Origin of the sequence: Rhodococcus sp. MEB064 (assembly GCF_000834565.1) — a bacterium.
Lineage (GTDB): Bacteria > Actinomycetota > Actinomycetes > Mycobacteriales > Mycobacteriaceae > Rhodococcoides.
Window position 1 is genome coordinate 1 of sequence record NZ_JXQS01000001.1, and the last position, 23,629, is coordinate 23,629.

Consider the following 23,629-nt stretch of genomic DNA (forward strand, 5'->3'; position numbering starts at 1 on the left):
AACTCGGTGGTCGCCACCGATTCTGCGCCGGCAGCCAGCACGCGGGCTGTCTCGTCGTCCAGGTCCGACGACCGGCGCGCAGCCAGCACGACATGTCTGCCGGGTGCCATCCGTACCGCGATCTCGAGACCGATGTCGCTGCGGCCGCCGAGGAGGAGAAGGGTTCCTGGCGCGGAAGGTTCGACCGAGTGGCGAGTCACGTGGTCAAGTGTCCTCGATTATCGTGACGGTCATGCCCGCTACCCCCTCCTCGCTCAATGCCGACGCCGGCACGTTCCTCACCGAGCGTCATCTCGCGACCCTGGCGACGAAGCGGCCGGACGGTACGCCGCACGTCGTCGCGGTGGGATTCACGTGGGACGCCGAGGCCGGACTGGCTCGGGTGATCACGCGGGAGGGGTCGCAGAAGGTTCGTAACGCCGAGCGCGGCGCGTACGGGGCCGTCACCCAGGTGGACGGCGCCCGGTGGCTGACGTTGGAGGGTCCGGCACGGATCCTGCGGGATGCCGACAGCGTGCGGGACGCCGAGAACCGCTACGCACAGCGGTACCGGACACCGCGGGAGAACCCGGAGCGAGTGGTCATCGAGATCACCGTGACCCGCGTGCTCGGGTCCCAGTCCCTGCGGGACTGAGTCAGTCCAGCAAGCGCGCCGCGGCGTCCTTGGCAGCTCGCGCCGTCTCGCCCGACCGGGTGATGGCCGCGGTGGTCTGCGCGCCCTCGGCGAGCAGCGCGATCTGCAGGCCCACGCCCGGTGGATGCCCCGATGCCACGGCCAGTTCGGTGACGTGGTCGATGAAGGCCAGCTTGTGCGTGCGTGCGGCGTCGGACACCGCGGGCATCGTCGCCCCCAGTTCACCGAACGAGTTGATGAACGCGCATCCGCGGAAGTCGTCCTCGGCGAACCAGTCGTCGAGGAAGTCGAAGATGGCAAGAATTTTCTCCCGCGGTGACTCGTGTGCCGCCTCTGCCTGGTCGATGCGGGTATTCCACACAGCGGTGCGGCCGTCCAGGACGCCGGCCACGATCGCCGCCTTGGACGGGAACTGGGCGTAGAGACGCTTCAGCGGCACGCCGGCGGCAGAGCGCAGTTCGTCCATGCCGACGCTCTGGATGCCGCGGGCATAGAACAACCTGTCGGCCGCCGTCAGGATGCGGGCGCGGTCGTCGGGTTCCATCGCTCCTCCGTTCGGTCGAACACTTGCGGTGAGAACCATCGTTCTCTACTGTAGGCGACACGAGCCGAGAACGATCGTTCTCGATTCGTGTCCCGTTCGATCACATCAGTCGAAAGGCGCCATAAGGCCATGGCTCACATCACAGTCGGTACCGAGAACAGCACACCCGTCGAGGTCTACTACGAGGACCACGGCACCGGACAACCCGTCGTCCTGATCCACGGCTACCCGCTCGACGGACACTCCTGGGAACGGCAGTCGGCCGCCCTTCTGGACGCCGGCTATCGCGTCGTCACCTACGACCGGCGCGGGTTCGGACAGTCGAGCAAGACCACCGAGGGGTACGACTACGACACCTTCGCCTCGGACCTGAACGAAGTCCTGGAAGCACTCGACCTCCGCGACGTCATCCTCGTCGGCTTCTCCATGGGCACAGGGGAACTGGCGCGCTACGCCGGCCGCTACGGCACCGATCGCGTCGCCAAGTTCGCCTTCCTCGCGTCGCTCGAACCGTTCCTGCTGCAGACCGACGACAACCCCACGGGCGTCCCGCAGTCCGTGTTCGACGGCATCGAGGAGGCTGCCAGGGGCGACCGCTTCGCATGGTTCGACGCGTTCTACAAGGACTTCTACAACTTGGACGACACTCTCGGCACGCGCATCAGCGAGGCCGCCGTCCGCAACAGCTGGAACGTCGCCGCATCGAGCGCCCCCGTCGCGGCATACGCGGTGGTCCCGACATGGCTCACCGACTTCCGCGCCGATGTGCAGACCGTCCGGGAGTCGGGCAAGCCGACGCTGATCCTGCACGGCACCGCGGACAACATCCTGCCGATCGACTCGACCGGTCGCCCGTTCCACGACGCCTTCCCCGAGGCGACCTACGTCGAGGTCGACGGTGCACCGCACGGCCTCCTGTGGACCCACTACCAGGAGGTCAACGCGGCGCTTCTCGACTTCGTGAAGTGAGGTCAGAAGCGGGACGCGTCGAGCAGTGACTCCGCGACCGAGGTGTCACCGAAGACGGTGACCACGTCGAGAGGTCGACGACGGCAGAGCACCAGCAACAGGTGCTCTGCCGTACCCCTCAGTGCCACATCGGCTTTCCCGTGCCCGCGTGTACTGGTGAGGCCGTCGGCGCCGAGGGTGAACGTCCATTCGAGGTCGTCGACATCCGTGCCGTGCACGTGCACGGTGCGCCCGATCGACGCGGGCGTCAGACGGTCGAGAAGCAACCGGTGCGGATACTGCACCTCCGTCAGCTCGGCCACGGCGTCCGCGGCCGCCTCGGGATCGATCGCGTCGGGCGCCGGTCCCCCGGCGGCGTGTACGGCGTCGGCGGCGTCGATCCGATGCACCGCGACCTCGTGTGCCTGCCGCCGGAGCCACCAGGCGGCCGTCCGGGCGCCCACGAAAGTCTCCACGGTCGACTCCGGATCGACCTGCTCGAACGTGGCGACGACAGCGTCCAGCGCCGCCCGATAGGCGGGAAGGCAGTCGGGGCCCTTCGGCAACGACTCGACCTGACTCTTCGCCACCGCGCCGGTGTCCGCGCCCGGCCCCGCCAGGATTACCGCGTTCGCCCACCGATGGACCTTGCCCGTGTGACGGACCACGTGCTCGACCGTCCATCCCGGCACGGTCGGCACGGGCGACGACAAGGCGTCCACCGGCATCGACGCCAGGCGGTCACCCTCGCGCCGCAGCGCGGCGAGCAGGTCGAGGCTCATCGGACCGGCAGCACGGTCAGACCGTGCGGACGCGTGTTGACCGACTCGCAGCCCTCCGGCGTCACGACGACGATGTCCTCGATGCGAGCGCCCCACTCGCCGGTGAAGTAGACCCCCGGCTCGATGCTGAAGGCCATCCCCACCTCGAGCGGAATGTCGTTGCCCGCCACAATGTATGGCTCCTCGTGCACCGACAGGCCGATGCCGTGCCCGGTGCGGTGCACGAAGACGTCGCCGTACCCGGCGTCCACCAGGATGTCGCGCGCCGCGGCGTCGATCGCCTCCGCGGTGACCCCGGGACGAACTGCATCGACGGCTGCCTGCTGTGCGCGTTCGAGGACCGCAACGGTCGCTGCGACGGCGTCCGTCGGCTCGCCGATGCTGTAGGTCCGCGTGGAGTCCGAGTTGTAGCCGGGCTCGACCGGACCGCCGATGTCGATGACCACCACGTCGCCCTCCTCGATGACGCGTTCGGACACCTCGTGGTGCGGATCGGCCCCGTGTGGGCCGGAGCCGACGATCACGAACGCCGCCTCGGTATGCCCCTCCTCGAGGATGGCGGCCGAGATGTCCGCTGCCACCTCGGCTTCCGTCCGTCCGGCCGCGAGGAACTCCCCCATCCGCGCGTGCACGCGATCGATCGCCGCACCCGCGGTGCGGAGTGCGCCGATCTCCGCGTCGTCCTTCGTCATACGCAGCTCGCGCAGAACCGGTGTCGCGAGGACGGGCAGTGCGCTCAGGGCGTCGGCGAGCGGGATCAGATGCAGCGCCGGCATCGCGTCCGTGACGGCTGTGCGTGCGGGGCTCGGAAGCAGCGAGGCCACCAGGCCGTGCGGGTTCACCCCGTCCACCCAGTCGCGCAGCTCGATCCCCAGTTCGGCGGCTGCCGAGTCCTTCAGCGCGGCCAGTTCGATGCGGGGCACGACGACAGACGCCGGCGTCCCATCGGCGGGAATCACCAGGCACGTCAACCGCTCGAACGACTCCGCGCGAGACCCGAGGAGGTAGCGCAGGTCCGGCCCGGGCGTGATGAGAAGGGCGTCGAGACCGGCCTCGGCGGCGAGAGCGGCCGCCCGGTCGAGTCGAGTGCGATACACGGAAGAGGGGAACCGAGAGGTCATACCGCCAGGCTATCGACCGGTGGCGACATCCGATGCGGCAGGATGTGGCGCATGACGGCCGAGAACAGCGACACGGTACTTCTCCTCGACGCGGCAAGCCTGTGGTTCCGCGCCTTTCACGGAGTGCCCGAGTCGATGACCTCGCCCGACGGCAGGCCTGTGAACGCCGTGCGCGGCTTCACCGACATGGTCGCCTCGTTGATCACCCGCACCGGAGCGACCCGACTCGCCGTCTGCCTCGACCTGGACTGGCGCCCGACGTTCCGTGTGGACCTGGTCCCGTCGTACAAGGCGCACCGCGTACTCGAGGTGTCCGACTCCGGTCCCGATGCCGAGGAGGCGCCCGACGCCCTCGGACCGCAGGTGACCCTGATCCTCGAGATTCTCGAGGCGGCGGGCATCGCGACAGCCGGAGCCGAGGGGCTCGAGGCGGACGACGTCCTGGGCACGCTCGCCGCCACGGAGCGGACCGACCCGGTGGTCGTGGTCAGCGGCGATCGCGATTTGCTGCAGGTGGTCTCGGACGACCCGGTGCCGGTGCGCGTCCTGTACGCAGGCCGGGGACTGGCCAAGGCCGAACTGTTCGGGCCCGCCGAAGTGGCGGAGCGCTACGGAGTACCGACCGACCGACCGGGCCCCGGTTATGCGGAACTGGCTCTCCTCCGCGGAGATTCGTCCGACGGTCTGCCTGGAGTCAAGGGAATCGGCGAGAAGACCGCGTCGTCACTCATGACGCGATTCGGCTCGCTCGAGGCGATCCTGGCAGCGGCGGACTCGGGCGACAAGGAGATGGCCGCCGGAGTACGCGCCAAGATCATGGCCTCACGCGACTACATCGAGGCGGCGCTCCCCGTCGTACGCGTGGTCACCGACGCGGACATCATGTTCTCGCGATCCGACGCCATCCCGCGCGAACCCGTCGACCTGCCTCGGCTGACTGCCATCGCCGAGGACCTCGGTGCGCAGAATTCGATCGGTCGACTGATCAAGGCCATGGCCCGATAGGACTTACTGGGGACGACCGACCTCGTACGTGCCCTGGTCGTCCTTCACTGTCACGGTGACTGACCGCGATTCGCCGTCGACCGTCAGGTCGCACGTGAAGGTGGCGCCGGTCTCGACCTTCTGGCCGGACGGGCACGACACGTCGGACACGTCGATCGCGCCGAACGACTGGGTGACGATCCTCGCGACGCCGTCCTGCACGGCCGAGTTGTCGAACGTGTCCCCGCCCAGTGTCGTCACGCCGTAGACCACACCCGCCGCGACGATGACCGCGATCACGACCCCGCCGACGATGAACGGCACCTTCGACGACTTGGCCGGCGGCGTGGCGTTCCACTGCTGATTGCCCTGCGGGTACCCCTGCTGCGGCTGCTGATATCCGTAGGGTTGCTGGCCGTACGGCTGTTGCCCGTACTGGGGCTGCTGGCCGTAGGGCTGTTGCCCGTACTGGGGCTGGCCGTACGGCTGTTGTCCGTACTGAGGCTGGCCGTACTGGGGTTGCTGACCCTGGGGTTGCTGACCCTGGGGTTGCTGACCATAGGCCTGCTGGCCGTAGGGATCCTGCCCGTACGCGTTCTGGCCACTGGGGTACTGACCGGCGGGGTACTGGCCACCGGGATACTGGCCAGCGGGGTACTGGCTGGTCTGGTCGGGGTCAGGGGACGAGGACCGTTCGTCGGGGTTGTACGGGCCGCTCATCGTCGCCTCCGGTGGTATCGGGTTGTCGAACTGGTTGTCGTGCAGGGTGTCGGAGACACGGTAGCCGCGTCGGACATGTTCATCATGCGGCATCCACGGCGACGACTCCGCGCCGTATGGCCGAGATCGCCTTCGTCGCTGTCGCAGTCACCTCGTCGTCGGGCGACGCCGACCGGATCTGGTCCAGCAGATCGATGACCTGGCGGCACCACCGGACGAAGTCGCCTCCCGACAACGCGCGGCCTTGCTGACCGGCAGCGAACAGCACGTCCTCGAGAGATTCCTTACGGGCCCACTTGTAGACGGCGAGCGCGAAGCCGGTGTCGGGCTCACGCGTGGGAGGCAGTTTCAACCGCATCTCGTCGGCGCGCAGGTCGTGCCACGCGGCCACCGTGCGGGAGAGCGCATGTCGGATGTTGCCGGTCGGGCCCTGTTCTGAACTCTCACCGTCCTGACGCGATTCGTACACCACCGTGGACACCACGGCGGCCAACTCCGCCGGTCCGAGTCCCCGCCAGATGCCCTCGGCCAGGCACTCGGCGACGAGCAGGTCCGACTCGGAGTAGATGCGACCGAGCTTCGAGCCCCGCTCGGTGACGGCGACGTCGCCGTCCGCCCCGGCCGCGAGATAGCCGCGTTCGGTCAGCAGTTCCAGGATGCGGTCGAACGTCCGCGCCAACGAGTTGGTCGTCGAGGCGACCTTCTGGCGCATCGACTCGGTGTCGCGTTCGACTCTGCTGTACTTCTCGGCCAGCCGTGCGAGGTGCTCTCGGTCCGGCCAGGTGTGGCACGGATGCGAGCGGACGGCGCGGCGTAGGACACCGAGTTCGCGATCGTCTCCGGCAGACGATTGGTGCCGACGGCCGCGTCCCGGCGGGGTGATGCCGGTTCCCCGCAGCGCCGACGCCAGATCGCGACGGGTGCGCGCGGTCCGGTGGTCGACGTGTCGTGGCAGACGCATGTGCCCCAACGCGGACACGGGTGTCGGGAAGTCCGCGGACGACACACGACCTGCCCACTTGTCCTCCGTGAGCACCAACGGTCGCGGGTCGACCGCATTCGCGTCCGTCTCCAACACGACCGCCAGGCCCGAACGGCGACCGGACGGTATCGAGATGACGTCGCCGCGGCGGAGCGAGACCAGTGAGGTGACCGCGTCGTTGCGACGGTCGCTACGGCCCTGACGTTCCAGTTCGCGTTCGCGGTCCTTCAATCGCGCACGCAGGTTCGTGTACTCCACGTACGGCGAGTCGGCGCCGCCGAGCTTGCTCAGCAGTTGCGTCCTGGTGGCCTCGTTCTTCTCGATACCTCGCACCAGACTCACGACCGACGCATCGGCCTGGTACTGGGCGAACGATCGCTCGAGCAACATGCGGGACGCGTCGACACCCATCCGATCGACCAGGTTGACCGCCATGTTGTAGGACGGCCGGAACGAACTGCGGAGCGGAAAGGTGCGAGTGGACGCCAGGCCGGCCACTTCGGTGGGCTCGACACCGGACTGCCACAGGACGACGGCGTGACCCTCGATGTCGATTCCTCGGCGGCCCGCCCTGCCGGTGAGCTGGGTGTACTCCCCCGCCGACAGGTTGGCGTGCGTCTCCCCGTTGAACTTGACCAGTCGTTCCAACACGACGGTGCGGGCAGGCATGTTGATGCCGAGGGCCAGCGTCTCGGTCGCGAACACCGCTCGCACGAGTCCTCGCACGAACAGTTCCTCGACGGTGTGGCGGAAGACGGGCAGCATGCCGGCGTGGTGTGCGGCAATGCCGCGCTCGAGCGCGTCCCGCCACTCCCAGTACCCCAGGACCTCGAGGTCACTGCGAGGAATCTCGGCGGTGTGTCGGTCGATCACCTCGCCGATCACCTGCGCCTGCTCCTCGGACGTCAGTCGCAGTCCCGATCGCAGACACTGGTTGACGGCACCGTCGCAGCCCGCGCGGCTGAAGATGAACGTGATGGCCGGAAGCAGGCCTTCCTCGTCCAGCAGCTTGATCACGTCGGGTCGAGGGATGGGTCGACTCTCGGGCCGGCCGGGTCGCCCGCCCCCACGCCCCGATCGGGGACCCCGCCCTCGCGGTGCCTCCCACGACCCCATCCGCTCGGCCTGGACGCGTTCCTTGACGTGGCGGACCAGATTCTTGTCCACGACGACTCCGCCGGGGGCCCCGTTGTTCGCCTCGACGTCGAACAGGTCGAATAGTCGGCGTCCGACGAGGATGTGCTGCCAGAGGGGAACGGGACGGGTCTCGTCGACCACCACGGTGGTGTTGCCGCGCACCGTCTCCATCCAGGCGCCGAACTCCTCGGCATTGCTCACGGTGGCCGACAGGCTCACCAACCGCACGTCCTCGGACAGATGCAGGATCACCTCTTCCCACACGGCCCCGCGGAACCGGTCGGCGAGATAGTGCACCTCGTCCATCACCACGTGCGAAAGACCGCGCAGCGCAGGCGATTCCGCGTACAGCATGTTGCGCAGCACCTCGGTCGTCATGATGACGATCGGGGCGTCGGAATTGATGCTCTGATCACCTGTCAACAAACCGACGTAGCCCTTGCCGTAGCGGGCGACCAGCTCGGCGTACTTCTGGTTGCTCAGGGCCTTGATGGGCGTCGTGTAGAAACACTTGGCGCCGCTGGTCAGCGCGAGATGGACGGCGAACTCACCGACGACGGTCTTGCCCGCGCCCGTGGGCGCGCACACCAGCACTCCGTGTCCGTCCTCGAGGGCGGTGCAGGCGCGTATCTGGAATGGGTCGAGCGGGAACGGCAGCGTCGACGCGAACTCCGCCAACTTGGGCCCGGTCGGTTCACGATGCCCGGAAATAGTGGCCACGTCTCCAGGTTAGTGCGTATCCCGGAGTTGCCGCCGCCAGGTCAGAGAGTGTCGGAGTAGTCGGTGCCCGCGTCGTGGCTGCCGACGGGTGCGGGACGCGCGACGGGGGTGGTCGTCGTGTCCAGCGGGGTGGCCTCGTCGTCGTCGACGTCGTCCCACTTCTCCGGGTCGCGCTTCGCGCGTCGGCGGTCGTTGACGCGGGCGACCTGGATGGCGACCTCGACCAGGATGCTCAGTGCCACGGCGAGCGCGGTCATCGAGAAGGGGTCACCGCCCGGAGTGACGACTGCCGCGAACGCGAACATCGCGAAGATGAGTCCGCGCCGCCACCCCCGCAGCTTCTCGTAGCGCAGCACTCCGACGGCGTTGAGAGCGACGATCAGCAAGGGAATCTCGAAGCTGACGCCGAAGATGATCAACAGATTGATGACGAAGCCGAAGTACTCGGCACCGCTGAGGGCGGTGATCTGGACGTTGTCACCGATGGTGAGAAGGAAGTGCAGCGCCTTCGCGACCACCACGTAGGCGAGAATCGCGCCGGCCACGAACAGGACGGCCGCGGCTGTCACGAACGCCACCGCGTATCGACGCTCGTTGCGGTACAGACCGGGGGTGATGAACGCCCAGATCTGGTACAGCCAGATGGGGCACGCCAACACCACACCGGCCGTGATGGCCACCTTGAACCGCAGCATGAACTGCTCGAACGGACCCGTTGCCAGCAATCGGCAGGAATCGTCCTGGGTCAGGTTCGCGCGGCTTTCCTGCGGAAGCGAGCAGTACGGACCGCGCAGCAGATCGCCGAGCGACTCGATCCCGAGAATCGAGTGCGAGTACCAGAAGAAGCCCACGACAGTGGTCAGCACGATGGCGAGCATCGACCAGAGCAACCGCGTGCGGAGCTCGTACAGATGGTCGATGAGCGACATGGTGCCGTCGGGGTTGACGCGACGCTTGCGCTGACGCGGATCGAACGGAATGCGCACGGTCACTCTCTGTGTAGATCAGCAGGAACGATCAGGCAGAGCGCGGGTGCTGCTCCTGCGTCGGATCGGCGACAGTCGGGTTCACGACGCCGGGGTTCGCGACAGTCGGGTTGGCGACAGTCGGGTTCGCGGGCAGCTGCGTCTGAGGTGCAGGCGCGGCCGAGGTTCCCTCGGACTTCTTGCCGTCGTTCTGCATCTCCTGCACCTCACTCTTGAAGATGCGCATGGAACGACCGAGACCGCGAGCTGCCTCGGGCAACTTCTTCGATCCGAACAGCAGCACGAGCACCACGATCAAGACGATCCAGTGCCAGGGTTGTAACGCACCCATTGAAAAACCTCCCAGTTTCGTTGGACCCGATGCTACCGGACCTACTGTCGTTCGCCGGGCTCCCGCAGCCGCTCGGAGCTGACGGTTTCCCGTCTGTTCACCCTCCGCTTCCCGAGGGTGTCCGTCAGATTTCCGCCGCTGCGCGGTAGACGTCCAGAGCATCACGCGCTCGAACGGTGACTTCCCGGACCAGCGCCGGCGGACCCAGCACCCGGACACCCGAGCCGAGGCCCAGCGCCAGACGGGACATCCAGTCGAGGGTGGCGAACCGCATCGACACCTCGATCGATCCGTCGGCCAGCTCCGACGTGCGATTCATCGGGTAGTAGTCCAGGATCCACACGTGATCGGGCGCAACGACCAACCGCGCGAGCGGAAGCGACGGATCGTCGTGGAACAGGTCGAGCGCGTCGCCGTCGTTCATGGCCCCGGCCGGAGGTGACGACGCATCCTCCCGTTCGGTGGCGGCGTCGATCCGGTCCAGTCGGAACAACCGCACACCTTCCGCGGCCCGACACCACGCCTGCAGATAACTCTGGTCGTCGACGAGCACGATGCGGATCGGATCCACCGTCCGCTCGGACACGACGTCGCGCGATGCGGAGTAGTACGTGATGTCCAGGGCGTGGCTGCGGGCGAGCGCGCCGCGCACCGTCGACACCGTGGGGCTTTCCGACGGCGGATCGACTGTCTCGTCCGACGGATCTCCGGATGCTGCGACACCGGCTGCCGCCTCGATCTTCGCGATAGCACGGTGCGCGGCCGACGGGTCCACCATGCCCGGCATCTCGACGAGAGAACGTAAGGCGATGAGAAGCGCGGTGGCCTCGGTCGACGTCAGACGCAGCGGACGGTCGATGCCCGCGGAGAACGTGACCTCGATGCTGTCCTCGGAGAAGGACAGGTCGATCAGGTCACCCGGCCCGTATCCGGGAAGGCCGCAGAGCCACAGCTGATTGAGATCGTCCATCAATTGCTTGGTGGTGACGCCCAGCTCCGCGGAGGCGTCGGCGGCACTGATGCCGGGATTGGCGATGAAGTAGGGCACGAGATTGAGCAGCCGCGCCAATCGCGACGACAGTCTGACGCTCATGCGAGTCCCCCCGTCGACAGCGAGCCGGCATCTGCCGGGGCACGGTGCGCCGTCACCGACAAGGTCGCGATCACGTCGTCGCGCAGTTCCTTCGGCGACAGGACGATGGCATCGGCGCCGTGTCCGGCCACCACACGGGCGATCCAGTCCCAGGAGCGGACGGGAATCCTGACGACCGAGCCACGCCGACCGGCCAGCAGCCGCGAGTCGACCTCGTCGCCCAGGCGTCGCAGTTCGAGCCCGCGGCTCTCCGACACCCAGACGTCCGCGGTGCCCGCCACGTCGCCGCGGTCTGCGGCGCGGGCGACGATGACCGCGAGATCCACGTCGTCGGGCTTCTTCACCGACCCGACGGGACCGAAAGCCGCCACGTCGTCACCGATGCGCGACAACCGGAAGGTACGCACGGCGTCGCGGTCGGTGTCGTGGCCGACGAGGTACCACCGTCCCGAGTAGGTCACGACGCCCCACGGCTCGACCGTCCGTTCACGGAACTGCGCCGTCGGACTCGCGCGGTGCGCGAAGCGGACCGATCGGCCGGCGTCGATGGCGGCGAGCAGCTTGCCCAGAGCGGGCTCCGACCCTCGGCTCCGCGACGGGATCGCGGTGACCGCGGCCGGCGAATTGTCGGTGTCGACCTGAACTCCCGCGGCCCGCAGCTTGAGCATCGCGCTCTGCGCAGCCGACGTCAGTTCCGGGGACTCCCACAACTGGACGGCGACCGCGACGGCGGCAGCCTCGTCGCTGGCCAGATCGATGTCCGGGAGTTCGTACCGATCACGGTTGATGCGGTAGCCCTCGACGGTGGAGAACCGCGAGATCTGTCCGGTCTCGAGCGGGACGCCCAGATCACGGAGCTCGTTCTTGTCGCGTTCGAACATGCGACTGAACGCTTCGTCGCTCGCCGAGTCCTCATAACCCGCCACGGACTCACGGATGCGTTCGGCGGTCAGGTATTGCCGCGTCGAGAGCAGGCAGATGACCAGATTCATCAACCGCTCGACTTTGGAGATCGCCACCGCACCAGCCTAGTGGCTCGCGGCGGTCGCTCCCCTGCGCATCGCCGGGCTGTGGACGAACGGCTCGACTGCGCCGGCCTGTGGACGGACCGGCGCTACATGGAGGCGATCAGTCGCTCCACGCGCTCGTCGACGGACCGGAAGGGGTCCTTGCACAGCACGGTCCGCTGCGCCTGGTCGTTCAACTTCAAGTGCACCCAGTCGACCGTGAAGTCACGACCCGCTGCCTGCGCCGCGGAGATGAACTCGCCGCGCAACTTCGCGCGTGTCGTCTGCGGCGGCGTCTCGACGGCCTCGTCGATCTGCTCATCCTCGGTAATCCTCTTGGCGAGTCCCTTGCGCTGCAGGATGTCGAACACGCCGCGGCCGCGCTTGATGTCGTGGTACGCCAGGTCCAGCTGGGCGATCTTCGGGTCCGACAGGTCCATCGAGTACTTGTCCTGGTACCGGTCGAACAGTTTCCGCTTGATCACCCAGTCGATCTCGGTGTCGACCTTTGCGAAGTCCTGAGCCTCGACGGCGTCGAGCGTGCGACCCCACAGGTCCACCACCTGCTCGACCTGAGGATCGGGCTCCCGGTTGCGCAGATGCTCGACTGCCCGCGAGTAGTACTCGCGCTGGATCTCGAGCGCACTGGCCTGGCGACCACCTGCGAGACGCACGGGACGTCGACCGGTCGAGTCGTGCGAGACCTCCCGGATGGCTCGAATGGGGTTGTCCAGAGCGAAGTCCCGGAACGAGACGCCCGCTTCGATCATCTCGAGGACCAGGGCCGCGGTGCCGACCTTGAGCATCGTGGTGGGTTCGGCCATGTTGGAGTCGCCCACGATCACGTGCAGGCGCCGGAACTTCTCGGCGTCGGCATGGGGCTCGTCGCGGGTGTTGATGATGGGCCTCGAGCGCGTGGTGGCCGAGGAGACACCTTCCCAGATGTGCTCGGCGCGCTGGGACAGGCAGAAGGTCGCAGCCTTCGGGGTCTGCAGAATCTTGCCGGCGCCGCAGATCAACTGGCGGGTGACCAGGAACGGGAGCAGGACGTCGGAAATGCGCGAGAACTCCCCTGCGCGGACCACGAGGTAGTTCTCATGGCAGCCGTAGGAGTTGCCCGCGGAGTCGGTGTTGTTCTTGAACAGGTAGATGTCCCCGCCGATACCTTCCTCGGCGAGGCGCTGCTCGGCGTCGATCAGAAGATCCTCGAGGACACGCTCGCCTGCCCGATCGTGGGTGACGAGCTGCAGGAGACTGTCGCACTCCGCGGTGGCGTACTCGGGGTGGGACCCGACGTCGAGGTACAGCCGTGCGCCGTTCCGCAGGAAGACGTTCGAGCTACGGCCCCAGGACACGACTCGCCGGAAGAGGTACCTGGCCACCTCGTCGGGGCTCAGTCGGCGATGTCCGTGGAACGTGCACGTCACACCGAACTCGGTCTCGATCCCCATGATTCGTCGCTGCACACTTCGACAGTACAACGGCTTCGAGTGCAGCATCGGCTGTCGCCCGTAGTGTTGCGCGGGTGAACCCCCGATCGCTGCGCGGCCGTACCCGTTCTCTCGATCTGGCGCTGGTGGACGCCAGTTTCGCGCGGCGGCCGTCGGTGGTCGATCCCGTTCTGCGCACCCTCACCGGGCTGGCCGACCACAGTGTTCTGTGGGCACTCGTCGGGGGCGCCCTGGCGGCGTCCGGTGGTCCGCGTCGACGCGGCGCGGTGCGCGGTCTCCTCGCCGTCGTCGGTGCCAGCTCGCTCGCCAACGGTGTTCTGAAGCCGCTGCTTCCCCGTGCTCGCCCCCTGGCGGCCGACGTCCCCGCGTTGCGACGGCTCCTCGCACCTCCCGTGTCGTCGTCCTTCCCGTCCGGGCACGCCGCGTCGGCGGCAGCGTTCGCCACCGGAGTCGCACTGGAGGCCCCGGTCGCGGGGCTCGTCGTCGCACCGTTGGCCGTCGCGGTGGCGTACTCGCGTGTGCACGTCGGCGTGCACTGGCCGTCGGACGTCGTCGCCGGTGCGGCGCTCGGCGCAGCGGTGGCCGTGTCCACCCGTCGCTGGTGGGCGGTGCGGTCGGCGGCGTCCGCCGAACTGGGCGCACCCGGATCGGCGCCCGCACTGCCCGCGGGTCGCGGCTTGCTGGTCATGGTCAATCCCGGTGCCGGAACGCACAATTCGGACGTGGTCGCGGACGTCGCGACAGCCCTGCCGGACGCCGAGTTCTTCGAGCCGGATCCGGATCGGGACTTCACCGAGCAGCTGACCGAGGCCGCCGAGCGGACGGGGAGCGTCGCGCTGGGAGCGTGCGGCGGAGACGGAACCGTCGCGGCCACCGTCGCCGCGGCGGTCCGGACCGGACTCCCGCTCGCGGTCTTCCCCGGCGGAACCCTCAACCACTTCGCCCGAGACGTCGGCGCGGTCGACGTGACCGTCACAGCCGACGCCGTCACTCACGGTGCGTCGTATCGCGTCGACGTCGGGAGTGTCAGCGTCGACGGCGCGGACGCCACCCTCTTCGTCAACACCGCCAGCATCGGCGGGTATCCGGATTCGGTGCGGCTGAGGGACAAGTGGAGCCCTCGCATCGGCAAGTGGCCCGCCGCCGCCGCGGCGATGATCGCGGTTCTGGCGGTCGCCGAACCGATGGATGTCGACATCGACGGCAGCCCGGATTCGGTGTGGATGCTGTTCGTCGGAAACGGTACGTACACCCCCGGCGACCAGATCCCCATGTCGCGACCGTCGATCGCGGGCGGTGTCCTGGACGTCCGCTATCTTCGCGCCCGGATGCGCTTCTCCCGCACTCGCTTGGCCATCGCTGCCCTGACGGGAACCCTGGGGTCGTCGCCGACCTACCGTCACCTGCGCGTGCCCGCCCTGTCGGTCGCCAACAAGGGCACGCCTGTCGCCGTCGCGGTCGACGGGGAGGTAGCGAGCGAAGGCCGGACCTTCGACTACCAGGCCCGGCCTTCGCTGCTCACGCTCTACGGTCCCGGTACGCCAGTCGTCGCCCGGGGCTGATCTCGTCGTTCTACTCGGCGCTCGGGAGCAACGCGTCGAGTGCACCGCCGGAGATGCGTCGGAAAGCACGCCGGGGGCGGGTCTGTTCCAGCACGGCCACTTCCAGGCTCGCCACTTCGAGAACCCGCTTCTCCGCAGGTTCCGCCGCTGCCCCGTTCGCCGGTGTCGCGGAGGTGGTGTCCTGCAGAGCGTCGACCGCCAACGCCACCGCTGCCTCGAGGCCGAGACCCGGCTGGTACTTCTCCTTCAGCGCCGTCGAGATGGGCTCCGTGGCCCCACCCATGACGACGAAATCACGTTCGTCGACGATCGAGCCGTCGTACGTGATCCGGTACAGCTGCGCCCCGGGGGCCTCACCGTAGTTCCCGACCTCGGCGACGCAGATCTCCACTTCGTACGGCTTGAGCTGCTCGGTGAAGATCGTGCCCAGCGTCTGCGCATATGCCTTGGCCAGCGAACGACCGGTGACGTCCGCCCGGTCGTAGGTGTAGCCCTTGGTGTCGGCGTGGACGATGCCGGCACGGCGGAGATTCTCGAACTCGTTGTACTTGCCCACCGCGGCGAAGCCGAGACGGTCGTACAGCTCGCTCACCTTGTGCAACGCGGACGACCGGTTCTCCGCGACGAAGAGCACACCGTCGGCGTAGGTCAGGACGACGACGCTGCGTCCGCGCGCGATGCCCTTACGGGCGAGTTCCGAACGGTCGCGCATGATCTGTTCGGCTGACGCGTAGTACGGTATGGTCATCGGCGCGGTCCCCCTTCTTCCGAACGGTCCTGCAGGACCGCGCGTGCCAGTGCCTCCGAGCGCTCGGAGGTGACGAAGTTCGCTCCCCCGGCACCGATGACGACCGCCGTCGGGTAGATCCCACGAGTCACGTCGGGACCGCCGGTGGCCGAGTCGTCGTCCGCGGCGTCGTACAGAGATTCGACGGCGACACGCAGCGCCTCGTCCTCGGTCATGCCGTCGCGGTAGAGCTTCTTCATCGCCGACTTCGCGAACAGCGAGCCCGATCCCACCGCGTGGTACCCGGCCCGTTCCTCGTACCGTCCGCCCACCACGTCGTACGAGACGATGCGGCCGGCCCGACGAGCATCCGCTGCATCGAGGTCGTATCCCACCAGGAGGGGAACGACGGCGAGACCTTGCATGGCCGCACCGAGATTGGCGCGCACCATCGACGAGAGCTTGTTCGCCTTGCCGTTGAACGTCAGCGAGACGCCCTCGATCTTCTCGTAGTGCTCGAGCTCGACGGCGAACAGCCGGACCAGCTCGATAGCCATCCCGGCCGTGCCGGCGATACCAGCGGCCGAGTAGTCGTCGGTGATGTAGACCTTGTCCACGTCACGGCTCGCGATCAGGTTGCCCATCGTCGCGCGTCGATCACCGGCGAGAATCACCCCGCCGTCGAAGGCGACAGCGACGATCGTCGTGCCGTGCGGTGCGATGTCGGACTGCATGGCGGCCTCCGCCGTCAGGGCGAGGTCCGAGCGGAATCTGTTCTCCGGCAACAGATGCGGCGCGTACGCACGCAGGTGGTCACTGAAGGACGAGAAGGGAGACCCGTACCGGAGGGACGTCTCGCTCTCGTAGGGACGGGAACCGGAATTGCCGTCCGTCACTGGCCACCCTTTTGCACGTAGGCGCGGACGAAGTCCTCCGCGTTCTCCTCGAGCACGTCGTCGATCTCGTCGAGAAGATCGTCCGTCTCCTCGGCAAGCTTCTCGCGGCGTTCCTGGCCGGATGCACCTTCGGCCGAACCTTCGTCGTCGTCTCCACCGCCGGAGCGTGTGGTCTGCTCTTGTGCCATAGCCGACCTCCTCGTACGTGCCGCGTGTTCTCTCGACACGCGGCGAAACTTCAGCCTACCGAGCGTGCGACCGTAGAGGGTGACAACCCACCGTGCGGTCGCTGAAGCGTCGGGTCAGGTGGTCAGCTGATCCACCAGTTCCGCTGCGGAGTCCACCGACTCGAGCAGCGCGCCGACGTGCGCCTTGCTGCCACGCAACGGCTCCAGCGTCGGGATGCGAACGAGGGAGTCACCTCCCAGATCGAAGATCACCGAATCCCAACTGGCGGCCGCGATGTCCCGACCGAACTTGCGCAGGCATTCGCCCCGGAAGTACGCGCGTGTGTCCGTCGGCGGGTTCGAGACGGCGTCGAGCACCTCCTGCTCGGACACCAACCGCTCCATCGAGCCGCGGGCGACGAGTCGGTTGTACAGACCCTTGTCCAGCCGGACGTCGGAATACTGGAGGTCGACCAGGTGCAGACGGGGCGCCGACCATCCCAGGTTCTCGCGGTTACGGAAACCCTCGAGCAGACGCAGCTTGGCGGGCCAGTCGAGCAGGTTGGCGCAGTCCATGGGGTCGCGCTCGAGCTTGTCCAGGATCATCGCCCACTTCTCGACGACGTCCGCGGCGCGCGGATCCTGCTCGCCCTGTCGATCGAGATGCGCCGACACCCGCTCGAGGTAGATGCGCTGCAAGGCCAGAGCCGTGAGCTCACGACCGTCGGCCAACGCCACGGTCCGTCGCAGCGTCGGATCGTGACTGATCTGATGGACGGCGGTGACGGGGCGAGCCAACTGCAGATCCGACAGATCCACTCCCGCTTCGACGATGTCGAGGACCAGCGCGGTGGTGCCCACCTTGAGGTACGTCGCCATCTCGGCCAGGTTCGCGTCACCGATGATCACGTGCAGCCGGCGGTACTTGTCGGCGTCGGCGTGGGGTTCGTCGCGGGTGTTGATGATGCCGCGCTTGAGGGTGGTCTCGAGACCGACCTCGACCTCGATGTAGTCCGCCCGCTGTGACAGCTGGAAGCCGGGCTCGTCTCCCGACTGACCGATGCCCACGCGCCCGGAACCGGTGAAGACCTGGCGGGACGCGAAGAACGGGGACAGCCCGGCGATGATCGCCGAGAACGGCGTTTCCCGCGACATCAGATAGTTCTCGTGCGTGCCGTACGACGCGCCCTTGCCGTCCACGTTGTTCTTGTACAACTGCAACTTCGGCGCACCGGGCACGCTGGAGGCGTGGCGTGCAGCGGCTTCCATGACGCGCTCGCCGGCCTTGTCCCAGATGACGGCATCCAACGGGTCCCGCACTTCGGGAGCCGAGTACTCCGGATGCGCATGGTCGACGTAGAGCCGCGCACCGTTGGTCAGGATCATGTTGGCCGCGCCGACCTCGTCGGCGTCGATGATGGGGGCGGGCCCGCTGAACCGGCCGAGGTCGAAACCTCGGGCGTCGCGCAGCGGCGACTCCACCTCGTAGTCCCACCGGGTCCGCTTCGCCCGAGGCACACCGGCAGCGGCGGCATAGGCCAGCACCGCCTGGGTGGACGTCAGGATCGGATTGGCGGAAGGTTCGGTCGGGGAGGAAATTCCGTACTCGACCTCGATGCCGATGATGCGCTGCATGATTTCGAGCCTATGCTATCGGCCCTGTGTGCCCCGATCGAGTGCGAACGCCGACGACTGCCTCCGACGACGAGATGGTCACCTTCTTCGACGAGAACGCGATCGTCGTCGGCTCCGCCCCACGCTCCACGGTCTATCGCGATGGGCTGTGGCACGCAAGTGCGGGAGTTCTGGTGCGGTCCACCGACGGTCGCCGCGTCTACGTGCATCGACGGACGGAGACCAAATCGGTGTTCGCCGGCATGCACGACTGTCTGGCGGGAGGCGTGGTCGACGCCGGCGAGACACCACACGACGCCGCGGTGCGGGAACTGTCGGAAGAGCTCGGCATCACCGGCGACGTCGTCGGTCCGCCCGTCGTCGGACGGTGGACGGGACGGTCGGGGTCCGCTTGCATCCGCTGCCATCTCTTCGCCTACGTGATTCACCACGACGGCCCGATGCACCACCAGCCGTCCGAGATCTCGGACGGCTGGTGGTGGACGGACTCTCGACTTCGAGAACATCTCGACGATCTCGAGTGGCCCTTCGTTCCGGACACTCGGGCGATCGTCGAGGAGCTACTGCGTCGGTGACACGGTCGACTACAGGTACTGACCCGTATTCGACTCGGTGTCGATGGAACGACTGGCGCTCGCGTTCTTCCCGGTGACGAGCGTGCGGATGTAGACGATCCGCTCGCCCTTTTTGCCCGAGATGCGTGCCCAGTCATCGGGATTGGTGGTGTTGGGCAGGTCCTCGTTCTCGGCGAACTCGTCGACGATGGAGTCGAAGAGGTGTCCGACGCGCAGACCCTTCGTGCCCGTGTCCAGAACGGCCTTGATCGCGTACTTCTTGGCGCGGTCGACGATGTTCTGGATCATGGCGCCCGAGTTGAAGTCCTTGAAGTAGAGAACTTCCTTGTCGCCGTTGGCGTACGTGACCTCGAGGAAACGGTTGTCGTCGCTCTCTGCGTACATGCGCTCGACGACCCGCTCGATCATCCCGCGGATGCACGCTGCACGGTCGCCGCCGAATTCGGCGAGATCGTCCGCGTTCACGGGCAACGAGTCGTCCAGGTACTTCGAGAAGATGTCCAGGGCGGACTCCGCATCCGGACGCTCGATCTTGATCTTCACGTCGAGACGTCCCGGCCGCAGGATCGCGGGGTCGATCATGTCCTCGCGATTGGATGCGCCGATGACGATGACGTTCTCGAGGCCCTCGACGCCGTCGATCTCCGCGAGGAGCTGCGGAACCACGGTGGTCTCGACGTCGGACGACACACCCGATCCACGTGTACGGAAGATCGAGTCCATCTCGTCGAAGAACACGATCACCGGGGTGCCCTCGGAGGCCTTCTCGCGCGCCCGCTGGAAGATCAGGCGGATGTGACGCTCGGTCTCACCGACGAACTTGTTCAGCAGTTCCGGGCCCTTGATGTTCAGGAAGTAGGACTTGGCGTCGCGAGCATCCTGACCGCGTGCCTCGGCGATCTTCTTCGCCAACGAGTTGGCCACGGCCTTGGCGATGAGCGTCTTGCCGCACCCGGGAGGACCGTAGAGCAGCACGCCTTTCGGAGGCCGCAACGAGTACTCGCGGAACAGATCCTTGTGCAGGAACGGCAGTTCCACGGCGTCGCGGATCTGCTCGATCTGCCGGCCCAGTCCGCCGATGTCCTCGTAGCCCACATCCGGGACCTCTTCGAGAACCAGGTCCTCGACCTCGGCCTTGGGGATGCGCTCGAAGGCGTAACCGGCCTTGGTGTCGACCAGAAGCGAGTCGCCGGGACGCAGACGACGGGACGGGCCGTCCGGATCCTCCGGTGCCTCGTCGTCGGCCATCTCCTGCAGGGGCTTGGCCAACCACACGACGCGTTCCTCGTCGGCGTGTCCGACCACCAGTGCGCGGCGACCGTCCTCCAAGATCTCACGCAGCGAGCTGATCTCACCGACGCGCTCGAACTCGCACGCCTCGACGATGGTCAGCGCTTCGTTGAGGCGCACCGTCTGACCCGGACGCAGAGCGCTCGAATCGACGTTCGGCGAGGACGTCAGTCGCATCTTGCGGCCGGAGGTGAAGACGTCGACGGTCTCGTCCTCGTAGACGTGGACCAGGACGCCGTAGCCGCTGGGCGGCGCACCGAGCCGGTCGACCTCCTCGCGGAGTGCGATCAGCTGTTGGCGTGCTTCCTTCAGCGTCTCCATGAGCTTGGTGTTGCGGATGGACAGCGTGTCGACCCGCGTCTCCAGATCACGGACGTCCGATGTTCCGGACGATCCGCTGCGCGCGGCGTCGAGCTTGCGGCGAAGTGCAGTCGCCTCGGCGCGTACCGCGTCGAGTTCTGCCAGTAGCGACGTGCGGTCGGTGTCGGCAGTGTTGTCCGGCGTGTCTGTAGGGCTCATGTAGGACTCCTCCCAAAGCGATTTCTCAACGCTACCGGGCGAAACGCAAACGTGTGTGACGTCCGTGCTCAGAGGCTACGAGGAGGGTCCGACAACGTCCGGATGAACGGCCGGTGTCAGGCGGGTTCCACCGGCGTCTTGCCCGCTCGGCGCTGGGGTTTGGGCGTGACCGTTCCCTCCGCGAGCCGCCGCGCGCTGACGAGGAAAGCGGTGTGACCTTGCATCCGGTGCTCCGGGCGCACCGCGAGACCGACGACGTGCCAGCCGCGGACGATCGATTCCCATGACCGCGGCTCGGTCCAGCACTCCTGCGCACGCAGAGCCTCGACCACCTTGGAGAGCTGAGTGACCGTCGCCACATAGACGATCAGAACGCCACCCGGGACGAGCGCCCCTGCAATGGACTCGAGCGCGTCCCACGGTGCGAGCATGTCCAGGACCACCCGGTCGACCATTCCCTCGTGGCGTGCGACGTCGAAGTTCGCGACGTCGCCGATCACCAGATCCCAGTTGTCGGGTCGCCCGCCGAAAAAGGTCTCCACGTTGCGCACCGCGTGCTCGGCATGGTCGTCGCGCACCTCGTACGAGATGACGCGCCCCTCCGGGCCCACCGCCCGCAGCAGCGAACAGGTCAGAGCGCCCGACCCCGCGCCGGCCTCGAGGACCCGTGCGCCGGGGAAGACGTCGCCTTCGTGCACGATCTGCGCGGCGTCCTTGGGGTAGATGACCTGCGCCCCACGGGGCATCGACAGCACGTAGTCCACCAGCAACGGCCGCAGAGCGAGGTACGGAGTGCCGTTGACCGACTTCACCACGCTGCCCTCGTCGACACCGATGAGGTCGTCGTGACGGATGCCGCCGCGGTGGGTGTGGAACTCTTTCGCCGCGTCCAGGACCACCGTGTAGTGACGGCCCTTGCCGTCGGTCAGCTGGACGCGATCGCCGACGCGGAACGGTCCGCTCGCACGGGGCGACGGGTCGGAATCGGTCGGTTCCACGGTGGTCCTCGTTCCTGCACAGGTGTGTGCACGCCACGCGACGTGCCCAGGGAACTGTAGGGCAGATGCAGGCGCGTCCCGGAATTCGGGCATGTCGCGAATCCGGAATGTCGGGGGGCGGGCATAGTGTCGCCGACGTGAGCATCTCCACCGAACACCGTCCCTCCGTCGAACCCGCTGCTGCGACCGGCGACTCACGTCCGCGTCGACGCCCGGCACTGTCTCCGTCCCGTGCCGCCGACTACAAGCAGTGCCCGCTGCTCTACCGCTTCCGGGCGATCGATCGGCTGCCGGCACCACCGTCGAAGGCGCAGTTGCGGGGCACACTGGTCCATTCCGCTCTGGAGAATCTGTACGGCCTGCCCGCAGCGGATCGGGTCACGGCCCGCGCGCTCGCCCTGGTGGACGATGCGTGGGCCGAGATGCTCTCGACGCACGAGTTCGCGTCGGGGCTGGTCGCGGACGAGGACCGCGCCGGCTTCCTCGCCGAGGCGCAGGCTCTCGTCGCGTCCTACTACACGCTGGAGGATCCGACGCGCTTCGATCCGGAGTCCTGCGAGCAACTCGTCGAGACCGAACTGGACGACGGGGTGCTGCTGCGCGGCTACATCGACCGCATCGATGTCGCGCCGACAGGACAGGTCCGCGTCGTCGACTACAAGACGGGGCGTGCTCCGCGCGAGATCGCCGAGGCCAAGTCGCTGTTCCAGATGAAGTTCTACGCGGTGGTCCTGCGCCGCACGCGCGGGATCGTGCCCGCCCAGCTCAGGCTTCTGTTCCTGAAGGACGGTCAGATTCTGACGTACTCGCCGGACGAGGACGAGTTGCGCCGCTTCGAGCGCACTCTCTCCGCCATCTGGACAGCCATCCGCGCAGCCGGGGAGACGGGCGACTTCCGGCCCAAGCCCGGAAAGCTGTGCGGGTGGTGCGACTTCCAGGCTTTGTGCCCGTCGTTCGGCGGCACCCCGCCCGAGTACCCGGGGTGGCCGAGCGAGCCGGTGGAGGTCACCGCGTGAACGAGGACGCACTCTTCGTCCGTGTCGTCGACGGCGCGGAGCGCTTCCGCGCCACCCGGCTCACCACCAGCGTGTGGGCGGAGACGATGCAGCACGGCGCTCCCCCGTCGGCACTGCTGGCGCGTGCGCTCGAGCAGTGCTCGCCGACGCCGGGCACGCGTCTGGCGCGGGTCACCATGGAAATTCTCGGACCGGTTCCTGTCGGCGAGATAACCGTGTCCGCCCGCGTCGAACGCCCCGGTCGTCGGGTCAGCATGCTGTCGGCCGAGCTGGTCGCGGACCTGCCGGACGGGTCCACACGGGCGGTCGCGCGCGCCACAGCCTGGCGAGTGGCCATGACCGACACGTCCGCGGCGGGACAGACCCTCGACCCGCCGCTGGTTCCCGGCCCGGACAAGTCCGAGGCGGGCTGGGCCTTCCCGGATCATTGGCACGGCGGTTTCCTCGACAGCCTGGAGTTCCGGGGTGCCCAGCCGGTGACGGACACCGAACCCGGGCGTGTGTGGGCACGCCCGAAGTACCCCGTGGTGGCGGGAGAGTCGACGTCGCCGATCGTGAGACTTTTCGCCGTGGCCGACATCGCCAACGGCGTCGCAGCGCTCCTCGACCCGACCGAATGGACGTTCCTCAACACCGACCTGACGGTGCAGATCGTGCGGGAGCCCGTCGGCGAATGGGTGGGCGTGCAGGCCCGTACGGCGATCGGCGACGACGGTATCGGTCTGTGCACCTCGACCTTGTACGACGCGACGGGAGCGGTGGGCCGCACGTTCCAGACGCTCGAGGTGCGCGCCCGACGCTGAG

General features: G+C 67.6%; 23 protein-coding genes and 1 pseudogene. 7 read left to right on the top strand and 17 right to left on the bottom strand.

Going from position 1 to position 23,629, the window contains the following annotated elements; all coding sequences use genetic code 11:
- Positions 1-200: pseudogene (locus RU01_RS00005) on the bottom strand (oxidoreductase); the annotation flags it as partial.
- Between the two features lie 32 nt (positions 201-232).
- Between RU01_RS00005 and RU01_RS00010 the strand changes: the two are divergent.
- The gene (locus RU01_RS00010; protein ID WP_042572510.1) at positions 233-634 is read left to right on the top strand and encodes a PPOX class F420-dependent oxidoreductase; all 402 of its coding nucleotides are present in this window, start codon (positions 233-235) and stop codon (positions 632-634) included.
- A gap of 1 nt (position 635) precedes the next feature.
- Here the strand turns inward: RU01_RS00010 and RU01_RS00015 are convergent, their stop codons facing one another.
- A complete protein-coding gene (locus tag RU01_RS00015; RefSeq protein WP_082042765.1) occupies positions 636-1,178 on the bottom strand; it encodes a TetR/AcrR family transcriptional regulator in 543 nt (180 codons plus the stop codon).
- 129 nt (positions 1,179-1,307) lie between these two features.
- Here RU01_RS00015 and RU01_RS00020 point away from each other — a divergent pair, with 129 nt between their 5' ends.
- On the top strand, positions 1,308-2,147 hold the full coding sequence (locus RU01_RS00020) for an alpha/beta fold hydrolase (protein WP_042572466.1): 840 nt from the start codon (positions 1,308-1,310) through the stop codon (positions 2,145-2,147).
- A gap of 2 nt (positions 2,148-2,149) precedes the next feature.
- On the opposite strand, the gene RU01_RS00025 is transcribed toward RU01_RS00020, so the two are convergent.
- Positions 2,150-2,908 (bottom strand): maleylpyruvate isomerase family mycothiol-dependent enzyme, encoded by a 759-nt coding sequence (locus RU01_RS00025; protein ID WP_042572467.1) that lies wholly within the window; start codon positions 2,906-2,908, stop codon positions 2,150-2,152.
- Positions 2,905-4,029, bottom strand: a complete 1,125-nt coding sequence (locus RU01_RS00030) for a M24 family metallopeptidase (protein ID WP_042572468.1) — start codon at positions 4,027-4,029, stop codon at positions 2,905-2,907. Before RU01_RS00030 ends, RU01_RS00025 begins: the two co-directional genes overlap by 4 nt.
- Positions 4,030-4,071: 42 nt before the next feature.
- Between RU01_RS00030 and RU01_RS00035 the strand changes: the two genes are divergently transcribed.
- Positions 4,072-5,034, top strand: coding sequence for a 5'-3' exonuclease (locus RU01_RS00035; RefSeq protein ID WP_042572469.1), 963 nt, complete (start codon positions 4,072-4,074; stop codon positions 5,032-5,034).
- Positions 5,035-5,037: 3 nt separating this feature from the next.
- Here RU01_RS00035 and RU01_RS00040 read toward each other — a convergent pair whose 3' ends face one another.
- From RU01_RS00040 to pafA, 7 genes are all read right to left on the bottom strand, one after another.
- On the bottom strand, positions 5,038-5,826 hold the full coding sequence (locus RU01_RS00040) for a DUF4333 domain-containing protein (RefSeq protein ID WP_231568539.1): 789 nt from the start codon (positions 5,824-5,826) through the stop codon (positions 5,038-5,040).
- Entirely contained in the window at positions 5,816-8,572 is a 2,757-nt protein-coding gene (locus RU01_RS00045) for a DEAD/DEAH box helicase (RefSeq protein ID WP_442970419.1), read from the bottom strand. Before RU01_RS00045 ends, RU01_RS00040 begins: the two co-directional genes overlap by 11 nt.
- A 41-nt stretch (positions 8,573-8,613) precedes the next feature.
- Positions 8,614-9,558: a twin-arginine translocase subunit TatC gene (gene tatC, locus RU01_RS00050; protein WP_042572513.1), complete on the bottom strand. Its 945-nt coding sequence runs from the start codon at positions 9,556-9,558 to the stop codon at positions 8,614-8,616.
- Positions 9,559-9,589: 31 nt separating this feature from the next.
- Positions 9,590-9,889 (bottom strand): Sec-independent protein translocase subunit TatA, encoded by a 300-nt coding sequence (gene tatA, locus RU01_RS00055; RefSeq protein ID WP_042572470.1) that lies wholly within the window; start codon positions 9,887-9,889, stop codon positions 9,590-9,592.
- 124 nt (positions 9,890-10,013) lie between these two features.
- Positions 10,014-10,982 carry a helix-turn-helix transcriptional regulator gene (locus tag RU01_RS00060; RefSeq protein WP_042572471.1) on the bottom strand — a complete coding sequence of 323 codons (969 nt, stop codon included), beginning with the start codon at positions 10,980-10,982 and terminating at the stop codon, positions 10,014-10,016.
- Positions 10,979-12,001 carry a helix-turn-helix transcriptional regulator gene (locus RU01_RS00065; protein ID WP_042572472.1) on the bottom strand — a complete coding sequence of 341 codons (1,023 nt, stop codon included), beginning with the start codon at positions 11,999-12,001 and terminating at the stop codon, positions 10,979-10,981. Before RU01_RS00065 ends, RU01_RS00060 begins: the two co-directional genes overlap by 4 nt.
- 95 nt (positions 12,002-12,096) lie before the next feature.
- A complete protein-coding gene (gene pafA / locus RU01_RS00070; protein ID WP_197074639.1) occupies positions 12,097-13,455 on the bottom strand; it encodes a Pup--protein ligase in 1,359 nt (452 codons plus the stop codon).
- 59 nt (positions 13,456-13,514) lie between these two features.
- On the opposite strand from pafA, the gene RU01_RS00075 reads away from it, so the two are divergent.
- A complete protein-coding gene (locus tag RU01_RS00075) occupies positions 13,515-15,002 on the top strand; it encodes a bifunctional phosphatase PAP2/diacylglycerol kinase family protein (protein WP_231568540.1) in 1,488 nt (495 codons plus the stop codon).
- Positions 15,003-15,012: 10 nt separating this feature from the next.
- On the opposite strand, the gene prcA is transcribed toward RU01_RS00075, so the two are convergent.
- The 4 genes from prcA to dop all read right to left on the bottom strand — a co-directional run bounded on the left by prcA (position 15,013) and on the right by dop (position 18,427).
- Positions 15,013-15,750 (bottom strand): proteasome subunit alpha, encoded by a 738-nt coding sequence (prcA, locus tag RU01_RS00080; protein ID WP_042572474.1) that lies wholly within the window; start codon positions 15,748-15,750, stop codon positions 15,013-15,015.
- Complete coding sequence (prcB, locus tag RU01_RS00085) at positions 15,747-16,625, bottom strand: proteasome subunit beta (RefSeq protein WP_042572475.1); 879 nt, start codon at positions 16,623-16,625, stop codon at positions 15,747-15,749. The genes prcA and prcB overlap by 4 nt, the downstream gene beginning before the upstream one ends.
- A complete protein-coding gene (locus RU01_RS00090; protein WP_042572476.1) occupies positions 16,622-16,813 on the bottom strand; it encodes a ubiquitin-like protein Pup in 192 nt (63 codons plus the stop codon). The genes prcB and RU01_RS00090 overlap by 4 nt, the downstream gene beginning before the upstream one ends.
- Before the next feature lie 114 nt (positions 16,814-16,927).
- Positions 16,928-18,427, bottom strand: coding sequence for a depupylase/deamidase Dop (gene dop, locus RU01_RS00095; RefSeq protein ID WP_042572477.1), 1,500 nt, complete (start codon positions 18,425-18,427; stop codon positions 16,928-16,930).
- Between the two features lie 74 nt (positions 18,428-18,501).
- Between dop and RU01_RS00100 the strand changes: the two genes are divergently transcribed.
- The gene (locus RU01_RS00100) at positions 18,502-19,002 is read left to right on the top strand and encodes an NUDIX hydrolase (protein ID WP_042572515.1); all 501 of its coding nucleotides are present in this window, start codon (positions 18,502-18,504) and stop codon (positions 19,000-19,002) included.
- A 9-nt stretch (positions 19,003-19,011) separates the two neighbouring features.
- Here RU01_RS00100 and arc read toward each other — a convergent pair whose 3' ends face one another.
- Both arc and RU01_RS00110 read right to left on the bottom strand, forming a co-directional pair.
- On the bottom strand, positions 19,012-20,811 hold the full coding sequence (gene arc, locus RU01_RS00105) for a proteasome ATPase (protein WP_042572478.1): 1,800 nt from the start codon (positions 20,809-20,811) through the stop codon (positions 19,012-19,014).
- Positions 20,812-20,927: 116 nt separating this feature from the next.
- The gene (locus RU01_RS00110; RefSeq protein WP_042572479.1) at positions 20,928-21,809 is read right to left on the bottom strand and encodes a tRNA (adenine-N1)-methyltransferase; all 882 of its coding nucleotides are present in this window, start codon (positions 21,807-21,809) and stop codon (positions 20,928-20,930) included.
- A gap of 143 nt (positions 21,810-21,952) precedes the next feature.
- On the opposite strand from RU01_RS00110, the gene RU01_RS00115 reads away from it, so the two are divergent.
- Both RU01_RS00115 and RU01_RS00120 read left to right on the top strand, forming a co-directional pair.
- The gene (locus RU01_RS00115) at positions 21,953-22,825 is read left to right on the top strand and encodes a RecB family exonuclease (RefSeq protein WP_231568542.1); all 873 of its coding nucleotides are present in this window, start codon (positions 21,953-21,955) and stop codon (positions 22,823-22,825) included.
- Positions 22,822-23,628: a thioesterase family protein gene (locus RU01_RS00120; RefSeq protein ID WP_042572516.1), complete on the top strand. Its 807-nt coding sequence runs from the start codon at positions 22,822-22,824 to the stop codon at positions 23,626-23,628. The genes RU01_RS00115 and RU01_RS00120 overlap by 4 nt, the downstream gene beginning before the upstream one ends.
- Position 23,629 lies beyond the last annotated feature (1 nt).

Bases quoted from the DNA above. Each gene is read 5' to 3' on its own strand.
- RU01_RS00020 (WP_042572466.1), top strand. From the start codon at position 1,308: ATGGCTCACATCACAGTCGGTACCGAGAACAGCACACCCGTCGAGGTC.
- RU01_RS00025 (WP_042572467.1), bottom strand. From the start codon at position 2,908: ATGAGCCTCGACCTGCTCGCCGCGCTGCGGCGCGAGGGTGACCGCCTG.
- RU01_RS00040 (WP_231568539.1), bottom strand. From the start codon at position 5,826: ATGCCGCATGATGAACATGTCCGACGCGGCTACCGTGTCTCCGACACC.
- RU01_RS00015 (WP_082042765.1), bottom strand. From the start codon at position 1,178: ATGGAACCCGACGACCGCGCCCGCATCCTGACGGCGGCCGACAGGTTG.
- arc (WP_042572478.1), bottom strand. From the start codon at position 20,811: ATGAGCCCTACAGACACGCCGGACAACACTGCCGACACCGACCGCACG.
- RU01_RS00090 (WP_042572476.1), bottom strand. From the start codon at position 16,813: ATGGCACAAGAGCAGACCACACGCTCCGGCGGTGGAGACGACGACGAA.
- RU01_RS00100 (WP_042572515.1), top strand. From the start codon at position 18,502: ATGGTCACCTTCTTCGACGAGAACGCGATCGTCGTCGGCTCCGCCCCA.
- RU01_RS00060 (WP_042572471.1), bottom strand. From the start codon at position 10,982: ATGAGCGTCAGACTGTCGTCGCGATTGGCGCGGCTGCTCAATCTCGTG.
- dop (WP_042572477.1), bottom strand. From the start codon at position 18,427: ATGCAGCGCATCATCGGCATCGAGGTCGAGTACGGAATTTCCTCCCCG.
- RU01_RS00030 (WP_042572468.1), bottom strand. From the start codon at position 4,029: ATGACCTCTCGGTTCCCCTCTTCCGTGTATCGCACTCGACTCGACCGG.
- prcA (WP_042572474.1), bottom strand. From the start codon at position 15,750: ATGACCATACCGTACTACGCGTCAGCCGAACAGATCATGCGCGACCGT.
- RU01_RS00010 (WP_042572510.1), top strand. From the start codon at position 233: ATGCCCGCTACCCCCTCCTCGCTCAATGCCGACGCCGGCACGTTCCTC.
- RU01_RS00035 (WP_042572469.1), top strand. From the start codon at position 4,072: ATGTGGCGCATGACGGCCGAGAACAGCGACACGGTACTTCTCCTCGAC.
- tatA (WP_042572470.1), bottom strand. From the start codon at position 9,889: ATGGGTGCGTTACAACCCTGGCACTGGATCGTCTTGATCGTGGTGCTC.